The following is an 11,972-nucleotide window of genomic DNA, read 5'->3' as shown; positions in this document are numbered from 1 at the left end:
ACTTTCCTCTCCCTGGAATCCAGCAGTATGTTGCGACCACGAATTTCACTCTTCCGAAGTTTCTATGTGGCCGGGACAGGCCTGCTGGAAGCGGTGGCAAGTCAGCGGAGCCTGAAGCTGCATCTGTCAGCCGGGGTCATCGTGATTGGCTGCGGACTCTGGCTACAGGTTTCCCCTGTGGAATGGGCCCTGATCGCCCTCTGCGTCGGCATCATGTTCACGGTGGAACTGCTGAATACCGCCATTGAAGCGGTGGTGGATCTGGCCTCCCCCGAGATCCATGAACTGGCGCGGCAATCGAAGGATTTTGCAGCCGCTGCGGTTCTGAGTTCGTCGCTGATGTCCATCATCGTGGGACTGCTGATTCTGCTACCGAAGTTACTTGCCCGACTTGGCATGTGACGCGACTCGCTCCGGGCCACCACGGCGGCAGAACTGGAAGAATTCCTATTTTCTCTCCAGTCTGCCACCACGCTACAACCGATAAAACCCCTACCGCATGTCCGGAGGTGCAGGGTCAGGCATTGCGTTGTGGCATCGCCTGATCACCGGAAGTCGCGATGGGAACAGGACTTCCCGTTGCCGACGTGCGGAGCGACCGTCGCTACGCGGAAGGGAATCCATGAAACTGCGAGCTTCACTCGGATGGTTAGTCGTCGCCGGAATGCTCTCCGGTGAGACCGTGCAGGCGCAGTCCTGGCCACCGGCCCCCGCAGCTCCCTCTGTCGCTCAGGCGGGTTGGGGCCAGCCTCAACTGCCGCCCGGACCACAGCCGGGCATGGCCCCGTACTGTCCTCAGCAGGGTGTGGACTTCGACTATGCCCAGTTACTTCCGGAAGACCGGGGCTGGTGCTTCGACACCGATTCCCGCTGCGATCTGATCATTCGCGAAACGCTCAAGGGAACCTGGCTGCGGCTTGAATACCTCAATGCCACGATCCGGCATCAGGACGACACGGTGCTGGGGGCACCTCTGGCGACCGTGCGAAACGTGCAGGACCAGTTTCCCGTCACGTTCACCGACGGTGTGACGACAGCCCTGGCCCAGGTCCCCACGACCGCCGGCATTGACTGGGAAAACATCAACGGCATCAAAGGGAGCATCGGGATTCCGTTGACCTTCGGCTGGATCGAGGCGAGTGTCCTCGGACTGGCTCAGGACAGCGACGCCCTCGACGTTCCCCGTATCCCCCCCCTGGGACTGGCGGGCCCCAACGGCACGGTCAACAGTACCTTTCTGGCAACGACACTGACGACAGACGGCCAGCCGGGAACCCGCACGATTCTGTATGATGCCGACTTCTTCAGTCAGTACACCGTCAACTACTTCGCGACCGACCTTAATCTGCTCTACAACCTGCGGTCGCGCGATGAGGGGTGGAATGTCAAAACGCTGATCGGCTATCGCCACGATCAGTATTCCGAAGACCTGGCCTTCGGCGGCACGTTCGACAACAGCTCCGGGTATTACTCAGGAGTGGGAGTTCTGGGCACTCCCGTTTCCAACCGGATCGGATCGAGCGCCAACAACTTCCGGAATCAGGTGCAGTTCGGCATCCGTAACGAGTTTGTTCATCGCTGGTTCACCCTCGGAGTGGACCCGAAAATTGCCTTCGGAACCAATTCGACCCGCAACCGGGTCGTTACCAGCGACGTTCGCGATCCGGGTGACCCGGCTGTCATCCTTGATCCCGTGAATGCCGTCGATGATCCGTTCCGCAGTGTCACGAACCGTGATGAGGTGATTTTCGCTCCGACGTTCGACCTCTCCCTCTATGGGACGGTGAATCTCACCGAATGGCTGAAACTCCGGATGGGCTGGAATCTGATCTGGCTGGGAGGCATTCAGTCGGCCGACCGGGGGATTCTGTTCAACGAAGTGACCAATCCCCTGCCTCCCCCCGCGACCACGGCAGACGTTGTCGCCCGCCGGGGAATCAGCGATCGGGTCATCTCCTCATTCACGGTCGGTGGAGAAATTCTGCTCCCCTGACAGCCCCTGCCCCGCCGTTCACACGCAAACGGATCTCCTTCTGTTGGAAGGGGATCCGTTTTCTCATTGGATGCGACCGCCTCCTCGTCAGCGTGAATCCGGACAGAGTGGGCCACACGAGCACAGTCATCGCCCCCCGTCTGTCAACTCGTCTTGTCGGATTTTCCCGCCTCTGGTAGGTTTCTGCCGGTGCCGCGCCGATGGACGGAGCGGTCCCAACCGGAATCCAGCTCTTTGAGCTGTGTGTACCGGGTCAGATCAATGATCCCGCCTTTCTTTGCGGATGCCCGCGGTCGCGATGCCCGGTGCCGCCAGCAGGCGAGATGGCAAGGAGGCGATGCGATGGGGGGCGCGCTACGCGTGCTGCAGGCGGGAGATTTCCGTCTGCATGAACCGCTGCAACCGGTTTGTGAGTTGCCCGAGTCATTGAGAGAGATCTTCGTCGGAGCCCGTGAGCGTTCCGCCCGGAAGGTCTTCGAGACCGCCGTCTCGCAGCGGGTCGACCTGCTGCTGTTGACCGGCGTGCTGGCGAATGTTTCCGAAGACCCACGCGCCGCCTGGTTCCTCACGGAACAGTTCCGTCGCCTGCAACAGGCGGGAATCGACCTGATCTGGGCGGTCGCGGAAACGCCTCGCTTCCCCGCGTGGGCCTCGGTACCGGCCAACGTGCGGATTGTCACGCTGGGCGAAGCGGCCCACTGCCGGTTGCGTCATTCCCAGCGGAGTGTCGAAGTCGACTGGAGCCCGATCGCCGCCGATCAGGGTCATCGCTGGAAGCACGCCGATGTCCGCATTCAGCTGCTCAATACCAGCGAGGGGCTGGAGATTCACTATGGAGTCGCCGGACGCTCCGAAATCGCCCGTCACCTCTCACGACCGACCCAGTCCTACGGTGGAGCCGCACACCTTCCGGGGGGGATGTGGCTGACCGCCTGCGATCTGGTGGAAGAATTCGCGTCATCGTTCATCGAAACCGAAACGGTCACTTGGGTCACGGAAGTCCTCCCCGTCACGAGCGGCATGTCAGCAGGGGACCTGCGGCAGGAGATGCTCTCCCGTCTGGACCAGCTGGAAACCGATCGCGCTTCCGATCTGGTGCTGGTCCGCTGGCAGATCACGGGAGAGGGAGAACTCTGGGACGAACTGATCAACGACGAGCTGCTGCAGAATCTCTCCGAGGAGGTGGCGAATCTGTCATTGGCCGAAAACAGCTTCATCTGGTCCTGGAAAATTGAGCGAGCCCCCGCCCCACGGCAGGTCTCGCAGTGGACTTCCCGACCGGTCGTCCGTGAGGCACTTGTGGAACTGGAAGGGCTGACCGAGGCCGACGTCACCCAGGAAACACGCATCCCTGCCAGCCATCTTGCCTGGGGAAGAACATTTCAGGAGCAACGGGAATCGAACGCTCTGGCTCTGCGGCTGATTCGCGCCTTGCGAGCCACGACCGAACACTGAAATCCTCAATACAACGCACATTTCCAGCGGCAGGCCTGACCATGCAGTTGCAGAACATCAATATCGACGGCTTCGGCACCCTTTCCCAGTTTCAGCTGGGCGATCTCGGCACCGGACTGAATGTCATCCACGGGACGAACGGCTCCGGAAAAACAACGCTGGTCCAGTTTCTGCGAGGCGTGCTGCTCGGCTATGACGATGCTCGCAAGCAGCGGCTGCTCCCTCCATTGAAAGGGGGGCGTCCCGGTGGACAACTGACAATGCGCCATGGGACAGGCCGCTTTGAGGTCATTCGTCACGCCCGGCCGGGACACAGTGACACACTCGCGATCAACCTGCTGCAGGGATCGGTCGACGACGTGAAAGCTCTCCGAAAGTCACTGCAGAAGCTGGATGGCGAGGTGGTCTCGCAACTCTTTCAAGTCAGCGGGTACGAAGCCCAGAACCTGGCGCGGATGACGTCGCTGGCGTTGAAGCATGACATTGACCTGACACCCCAAAAGAAGGCCGCCACGTGGGTTTCAGGCCGCATCCGGGAAGTTGAACAACATCGTGCTGAACTGCTGCGGGGGACTCCTTCGCAAGGCAGGATTGCCGAACTGGAAGATCGTCGGCTCCGGCTGCAGGATGAAATCCACTCCGCCCGTCAACGTCAGTCAGAAGGCTTTGCAAACTGGCAGCGGAAAGCTCAGGAGCTGCGCGCAGCCTTGCAGCAGCTGCAGTCGGAGCTGGACTGGACGCTGCAGGAACTGCAGGGGGTCGAAACGGATCTGAGCGAAGTGCAGAACCGTCTCTGGTCCCGGCGGGAACAGGTGCTGCAGGAAGTGGAAACGGTTCAGCGCCCCGCCACTCTCGCCGCACCGGCCGCATGGAAACTGGAAATCGAACAGCTGGACCGGGAGATTGCAAACGCTCAACAGGTGCTGCGCGATCTGGCGGCAGCACGCATGCGTCTTTCGCTCTCCAGTGCCCAGTTGACCGGCGTCGACGTTCCGGATCTGGCGACCTCGTTCCAGCAGCAGCGAGTCGCGCTGACTGACATGGAATCGCAGACCGACCGGTTGCTCGAAGTCCTGTCGGCACTGTCCGAGCCCCTGGCCCATGGCAGCTGCCAGTGCCGTGAACTGAGCAGCCGCGTCGCCGCTTCAACAAGTGCACTTCGCGAGCAAATCTGGGCGATTTGTCAGGAGCTGAGCCGTCAACAGGCAGCACAGGAACAATCAGCGCTGCTGAATCAGCGGAGTGACGTCGATCGGTGTGAGCTGGAACTGACCCGGCAGATTCAACGGCTGCGGCAGCGCCGGGAATCGATTCTCCGGCAGAACTCGGAGTCGACGCTGATTCGTCAACAGTTCCGGACAAAGATCGAATCGAGCCATTGTGAGTGTCATGGTCACGAACACGCAATTGCCGAAAGCGACACTCCCCAGATTGTCCCCCAGGCTCCACAGGTCATCGTGCGGGAGAGGGTCGTCTCCTCTCCCTGTGCGCGACCGAATGACCCCGCCCGTGAAGTCGAGCTGCTGTCGAAACGCGATTCACTGCGGAATGCCGCGGCTCATGCCACTCAAAAAATCCGGATCGTGACCGCCGAACTGCTGCTGGCCGAGCAGACATCCGACCCAATGGAAGAGGACCGGTCGCTGCAACAGTTGAAGCACGAGTTCGCCGTTGTCGAACAACAACTGGCCGATGCCCGGGAACAATGGCAGTCACTGGCGATGCTGCAGGCGGTCTTGCAGCGCACGCAGCAGAAGCTGCAGGAGGAAGTCCCTTCTGTCGTCATGCAGGAAGCCTCTGGATGGCTCAACCGGATGACCGAGGGGCGGTATCCCGAATTCCGCTTCCAGTCCGAAAACAGCGAACTGCTGATTGCCAACAACGCGGGAGCCGCCCTGCCAGCCGCAGCTCTCAGCCGGGGAACTCTGGAGCAGGCGGCACTCAGCTTCCGACTGGCACTCTGCAGCGAGTTCCAGCGACGGGGACTGATCCTGCCGCTCGTCCTGGACGATGTGCTGGCCGACAGCGATGAACAGCGTCTGCGAGCGGCAGCAGAAGTCCTTGTCGATTACGGTCGGCAGCACCAGATTCTGTTCCTCACTTGTCAGGATCATCTGGCGAGCCTGTTCGCAGCGCTCGGCATCGAACTGCGGGAGCTCCCCGGGTCAGTTCGTCCAGTCCGGCTGTCGACCATTGAATTCGTCGAGAAGTCCAGCACGCCGGTGCAGGCCGAATCGGTGGAAGAAGCATTTGCCCTCGACCGTGTGCAGCCGGATGAACCTTACTGGCTGCAGGTCTCCAGCCCGGTCGGCTACATCCCTTCACTGGGAGCTCAGTTCGCCCGTCGACTCGGAGCACTGGGAGTCCGCACCATTGAAGACATGATCGATCTCGATCCCGAAGTCGCCGAGATTCCGCTGCACAGCCTGCAGATCTCAGCGATGACCTTGCGACAGTGGCAGGCCGAGGCACGGCTGTTGTGCTGCGTGCCTGACCTCACCGGCCGCGACGCACAGCTGCTCGTGATCTGTGGACTTTACAGCCCGGCCGAGCTGGGAGAATGTGACTTGGATGACCTGCACAGCCGTGTGACCCGGCTTCGCGGCCAGCAGCAGACAGAGCTGAGTCTCCCCTGGCTGGCCGATGATCCAAACTGGCCATCGAAAGAGCTGGTCGGTCGCTGGATTCAGCGGGGTCGTCATGCCCGCTCTCTGGTTCGTGCCCGCGAATGGGCCAAATCACGCCGGTCCGCACAGCGGACCTCCGCTGCTCTTCCCAAGCCTCGTGATGTGCAGGTGCGACTGCATCAGGAGTCCGAGGCGGCCCCGGTCGAGGGAGAACTCCGCTACTTTCTGACTCTCAGCAGCCCGATCGTCGATGCCCCCTCGATCGGTTCCCGAACCGCCGAACGACTGCAGCAGGCAGGAGTCTTTCAGGTCAGCCAATTGTTGCAACGGGACCCACGGGAACTGGCAGCCGCTTTGAATCGTCGCGACGTGACGACAGATGTGGTCACGGCCTGGCAGCGGCAGGCCGAACTGATGTGCAGCATTCCTGAACTGCGCGGCCATGATGCCCAGGTGCTCGTCTCCTGCGGCGTGACGACCGCCGAGCGCGTGGCGACCATGTCGGCGGTGCAGCTCTTCGCGTTGATCGAGCCGTTCGTGACATCCAAAGAGGGACAGCGGCTCCTGCGATCGGCCAGGACACCGGATCAGGAAGAAGTCGCCGGATGGATCAGCTGCGCCCGCGCGGGGCAGATCACCCGCGCGGCATAGAGCCTCTTCGCTCGTAATGTCTCGTTACCGTCCAGCGAGGGCAAGCCTCTCAGATCTGAAAGGCTTGCCCTGCGATGCGACAGGAACGAGCAAACGGAATCAGCGGCTGCCGCCTGACGTCCAGAACGTCGAGGCGATCCCGATCAGAGCCCCTTCCAACAGGTATCTCTGAACCGTCGCCACGATCGCTTCCGGACAGGTGTATTCGAGAATCAGCACGTCCCCCGGCTGAACGATGATGTTCTCTTCCCGATAACGCATCGCCCGGTGCAGGTCGACTTCGATCGGCACCCGCTTGCCGTTGGGCAGCGTGCGGATAATCGCCAGCCGGCTGGCACTGTTGCCGACGTCGTGGTTCATCGCCGAGACACCACCGATGGTCTTATTCAGATTGCCTCCATTGGCCCGGCCTTCGGCAATCGAGACCGCTTCCAGCACCCGCAGGTCGTAGTCACGCGGCAGGGAATATTGTCCACCACCGAGCAGACCACCGGTGTAGAAGACTTCCGTTTCGCGGTTGTCGATGAAGACGATGTCACCGTCATACAACGTAATCTTGTCTTCTGTGATGTGCGGATTCTCACCGGGCGAGAGCCGCAACGGGATCTTGATGACGTTGGGGTTGTCGATTGTCGGGTCGAAGTTCTGCAGGGCATCCCAGGACAGGGGTGGTGCGAGACTACTTCCGTCGGCAACCGATGCCGGCCCGCTCAACGTACCGTAGTTGCTAACCGGGGCGGGCGTCTGATTTCCGAGTGAATGTCCGCTTCCGTTCCACGGAGCCGGAGGAGGCGTGAACGACGGATCGGCGACCGGAGTCCCGAACGAGTGGCCTGTCAGCTGCGAAGCGACCGAGCTCTGCTGCCCCGCCGCATAGGGTGGGGGAATCACCTGATTGTGGCTCGCCTGCTGAATTCCGTGTCCCTGCGCTGGATTCCAGGACTGTGGCTGGGCCGGTGTCGGTGCCGGGAAGCCATGCTGCCCCGGAGTCGTGAGTGGCGGGATCTCCGGATGCGAAATTCCCTGTGGCGGGCAGTAGGTCCCCATGGGACGTTGGCGCCGGCGGATCACATAGATCTCGTTCTTGGCATTCGTTCCGGGCAGCCCGTCGGCCCCTTCAGCCATGGAGAGAGCATGCAGCACGTCGTTCTCGTAGGCCTTCAGCGTGACGACACGTGCAGTGCCCCGGCCGCTGGTCCCGATGTTGATTCCACCGGTCCCCGTGTTGGCAGTCACAGTGGTGTTGGCTTCCTGACGGACGACAAGCACGCGATGCACACGGGGGCGCTGCAGACTGACGAGGACGAGTGCCTCCTGCGGCTGCAGTATGTGGTGCTCGACGGTGTAGGCCCGGACGATCGCCTGTTCCACCTCATGCAGCGTCATGTTGTAGACATTCAGCGGCGGAATCTGGGGGAGCGACAGCGTATTGTCATCACGCACCGTCCACGGATAGCCAATGGTTGGCGGGTCGGCGAGCGACGTCGGCATGTTGATCGGCGGTTCGATTCCGGGATCGGCATTGGGGTCACTCGGCAGCTTCCCCAGCACTCGGGGAATATAGATCGAGAGAACATCACCGGCCGCAACGCGGTACTGGTCCGGCGGAGAGCGTTCCAGTAGACTGAGATTGATCGTCTGCTTGTTTTCGCGTGATGGCCCATAAAACTGATCGGGCAGATAGGCGGCCGGAACCCCTCGCACCGGGTGGAGTGCCGTGCAGCCGGGGGCCAGCAGGGCAATCAGACAGAGTCCCCAACCGCAGCAAGTCACTCTTGCTGCGCGGAACCGGTTGGCAGAACGGGTACTCGGAAACTGCGTGCTCATCTTGCCTTCCATGGAAGATGCACCCCACGCCCCAGGCGCAGGCTCAACGATCTCATTCAGGGTTGGTACTGCGGATAGCCATCGACTCCCGGCGTCATTTCCGGAAGTGGTTGCTGTCCGTATCCGTTCAGGTACTCCGATGGTGGATACCCGGGATCTCCCGAGGAGGCCACTTTGGTGTAGGGTCCGTAATAGCTGAGTGCTGCCGGTCCTCCGGCGGCGTAGCCTGCGAACCAGTTCTGAGCCCGCTCATGGCCTTCCGGCGTCCGGGCGCATTTCTTCCAGTAGTGTGCGGGAGGAACCGTGGGCACCACGCCGTCACCCCCCATGGCCACGTCAGCGAACGCTTGCGCGTATCCCTGCTGATAATCCGTGTTCCGACGGCATTCGTCTTCGTTGCGATGCAGTTCCCGATAGGCCGCGCAGCGGGCCGCTTTGCGGGTCCACATGTTGTCGAAGCAACGAACATAGTGTCCGTGGCGGATTTTGAATCCGAACATCGATTCCGATCCGTAACAGCCGTCGCGGCAGTCCTGTTCGAACTGCTCACAGTCGTTCGGGCTGCACGCTGCGGGGTGTCCCCCCGTGGCCTGGCAGCCGCACAACAGTGCGATCATGAACATGGAACCGAAACGCATTGGAGTCGAATCCGAGGCGGGAAAATGAAGTCCACGGAACGCCGTCGCCAGAGTTCCTGTCTCCTGCATCGGACTTTGATCTCCCGTTTGTGACGGCGAACCGAGCCGATTTCGCTGCTGGTGGGAAACTTTTTGCTCAAAATTTCACCAGACTACCCAGTCTGTCGTTCAGGTCCGCAGCACTCCTGGAAACACGCATTGCTGAAAACCGGCAATTTGTGCCATAAACCCCGGCTGCTTCGAGGCTCCAGTCGCCTTGGTGCTCCCCGAGACGGGGAGGCTGAACGCGAAGCTACCGAAGCGATCCCGGTCACCTCTTTCCCTTTTCCGAGTCTGGATGGATCCCCCTTCCCCCGAGCTGGTGCGTACCCTGCAGTCGCTGAATCTGGCGACCCTGAAAGAGCTGCGCAGCTGCCGCCGGATCGTCCAGAAGTTTGCGAAGGGCCTACCCGCTTACGATTCCGTCTGGCTCGATGCACTGGTTCGCCTGGGGCAACTCACCCCCTATCAAGCCCGCAAGCTCGAACAACGCCAGGCCGATGAACTGCGGATCGGCGACCGGGCGGTCTTGCGCGCCCAGCGGCATTTCGATCAGCAGTTCCCCCTCTTCGCGGCGGTTGAAAACGGAACCGGCCGACCACTGCTGGTCGCAAAGGTGACCGCACACTCTGGAACCGGGAACGAGGTCGAGAAACGCCTGCAGAAAAGTCTCTCCCAGATCAACGCCCGACGGGCCCAGTTTCCCGACGCTCCGGTCGACTTCGTCCGGCAGCAGGAAACGTTCTTTATTCTCAGTCCGTTTCGACCGGGTGAATCGCTCGCGCGCTATCTGGTCCGGCGCGGCCGTTTTCCCGAATCGGTCGTCCGGGGACTGGCCAAAGAGAGTCTGAATCAGCTGGCTGGCTACGACTCGACGATTCCACACGGAGATCTGCGGCTCTCCAATTTCTGGCTCACTCCCGGAGGGAACGTTACCATCTGGAATGCCGGCATCCTGTCCGCATTCTGGCCTGAAATCACCATTCACACCCCCCTTCCGCAGGACAGCTTTGACGGCATGGCCCCCGAGCGAATTGAAACGGGGATGCCCGCCACACTCACCAGTGACATTTACGCATTGGGCTGTGTCTGGTGGCAACTGCTCACCGGGCGCCCCCCGTTCACACTGGCCGATCCGCTCGCCTGTCTGACCGCACATCGCAACCGTCGAATCGCAGATGTCCGCACCATTGCGCCGGAAACCTCGGCACCACTGGCGGAATTGATTCTGAAGATGACAGCCCCCGACCCCGAGCGGCGGCCGACGAATTATGGAGCGATCCAGGAACAACTCGCAGATCGGGACCGGGGCAGCCAGTCACGGGTCCGGAACTTTGTGAAATCCTTCGAGTCGTCTGCTCCCAGACGAGCCACTCCAAAGACCCGCACGGCACTTCGTCCCGTGACAGTGGCTGTTGCCGTGCTCCTCTTCCTCGGTGCCGGGCTGACAGCGTGGAATCGTGATCGATTGGGGCTGCCGTCACTGCAGAACCTCACGGCCGCTGTGGAGCAGGCGAAAGCCACCCCTCGCCGGCCTGACCAGGTCGCCACAAACACGTCACCTCTGGCCCCTTCGACAATTTCCACGGACCAACCAGACAATCATTCGACCGCTGCAACAACGGCTCTCCCCCTCCCCGCTCCTGATGCCGAGGGAGTCGTCCGTCTGTCGCCGAAGGGTGTCTACGCTGCGGGACCGTTGTCGGTGCCCGAACGGCTGACGCTCATGGGGGACGCGACGGCTCCGGCCACGATCCTTGTCGACGCGCAGCCACTGCAACTGGAGGCGGGTCAACTTCATCTCGAAAATGTTCGCATCCAACGGAATCCATCGGTCCCGCCCGCGCTGCCCACCGTACAGATTGTCGCGCAGGAGCTGTTGGTGAATCGGATCATCGCCAGCGCGGAGTCCTCAACGTCCACGGAAAAAACTCATCTGCACTGGCGGGTCCGAAACACTGCCGATCCGCGGGCGGGACGACTCCGCGTGGCGAACTCGACGTTCACCGGGGGAACGGCGTTGCAGCTAGGCTCTCCGCTCAGTTCGGCACTGTTGCAGAACGTTCTGAAAGTCGATTCGGGAGCGCTCATCGACCTGCAGGGAGGCGTCCCCGCAGACTGGATCGTCACGCTGCAACTCAATCACTGCACGCTCAGAAACTCAGGTCCGGCGGTCCGCATGCCCGACGGCGGCGTCCTCTCCCGGTCGGGACAACTCTCGTTGCGGGGGATGGCCAGCGTCTTCGATCTCGCTCCGGGGAGTGCGATGATCGAGTTTCCGGGAGACCTCGGACTGGTCCCCTGGCAGCCGCATCTGGACATCACCGGGCAGGGACTGCTTTGCCAGCGGGAAGCGGTGTTGATTGCTGGTCGCTCAACCCCCCAAGTCCCCATTGAGCCATTCCACGCCGACGACATTCCAGTGTCGGGGCTGATCCTGGGGACGTTCCATTTTGAAGGGGAAATCGGCGAATCGAACGCGGGGAATCGGCTGGTTTGGAACGAACTTTCCACACCGATTCCAGACATTCTGCCGGGGGTCGATCCGACGGCTCTACTGGCCCCGCAGCCTCAACCGTAAACTTCATCTCCAAATGGATTTACGCCCCAACGGCCGACAAGGGAAAGTTCTACGCGGTTCGTTGTGAGCCGGCGTCCGATGCGATACAATTCCGGCTGCCGCGAAACACCGCTCAAGTGCGACAGAACTTGTTGTGAATCTTACGGTTCCGACAATTACAG

Annotated in this window: 7 protein-coding genes; 5 read left to right on the top strand and 2 right to left on the bottom strand. The window is 61.5% G+C overall.

Annotated elements, in window-relative coordinates:
* Nucleotides 1-27 precede the first annotated feature (27 nt).
* The 4 genes from SH664x_RS04175 (at nucleotide 28) to SH664x_RS04160 (ending at nucleotide 6,726) form a co-directional block, all read left to right on the top strand.
* Entirely contained in the window at nucleotides 28-402 is a 375-nt protein-coding gene (locus tag SH664x_RS04175) for a diacylglycerol kinase family protein (RefSeq protein WP_437205291.1), read from the top strand.
* A 220-nt stretch (nucleotides 403-622) separates the two neighbouring features.
* Complete coding sequence (locus tag SH664x_RS04170; RefSeq protein WP_437205289.1) at nucleotides 623-1,993, top strand: BBP7 family outer membrane beta-barrel protein; 1,371 nt, start codon at nucleotides 623-625, stop codon at nucleotides 1,991-1,993.
* Nucleotides 1,994-2,254: 261 nt separating this feature from the next.
* Nucleotides 2,255-3,448: a hypothetical protein gene (locus tag SH664x_RS04165; RefSeq protein WP_437205288.1), complete on the top strand. Its 1,194-nt coding sequence runs from the start codon at nucleotides 2,255-2,257 to the stop codon at nucleotides 3,446-3,448.
* A 41-nt stretch (nucleotides 3,449-3,489) separates the two neighbouring features.
* Entirely contained in the window at nucleotides 3,490-6,726 is a 3,237-nt protein-coding gene (locus SH664x_RS04160; RefSeq protein ID WP_437205287.1) for a DUF4332 domain-containing protein, read from the top strand.
* Between the two features lie 99 nt (nucleotides 6,727-6,825).
* Here SH664x_RS04160 and SH664x_RS04155 read toward each other — a convergent pair whose 3' ends face one another.
* Both SH664x_RS04155 and SH664x_RS04150 read right to left on the bottom strand, forming a co-directional pair.
* Nucleotides 6,826-8,553, bottom strand: coding sequence for a polysaccharide biosynthesis/export family protein (locus tag SH664x_RS04155; protein ID WP_437205286.1), 1,728 nt, complete (start codon nucleotides 8,551-8,553; stop codon nucleotides 6,826-6,828).
* Nucleotides 8,554-8,609: 56 nt separating this feature from the next.
* A complete protein-coding gene (locus tag SH664x_RS04150; protein WP_437205285.1) occupies nucleotides 8,610-9,191 on the bottom strand; it encodes a hypothetical protein in 582 nt (193 codons plus the stop codon).
* A 337-nt stretch (nucleotides 9,192-9,528) separates the two neighbouring features.
* Between SH664x_RS04150 and SH664x_RS04145 the strand changes: the two genes are divergently transcribed.
* Nucleotides 9,529-11,811 carry a serine/threonine protein kinase gene (locus SH664x_RS04145; RefSeq protein WP_437205284.1) on the top strand — a complete coding sequence of 761 codons (2,283 nt, stop codon included), beginning with the start codon at nucleotides 9,529-9,531 and terminating at the stop codon, nucleotides 11,809-11,811.
* Nucleotides 11,812-11,972: the final 161 nt, after the last annotated feature.

This window comes from Planctomicrobium aquicomposti, assembly GCF_051466325.1.
Lineage (GTDB): Bacteria > Planctomycetota > Planctomycetia > Planctomycetales > Planctomycetaceae > Planctomicrobium.
This window is presented reverse-complemented; position numbering and strand designations above follow the sequence as displayed.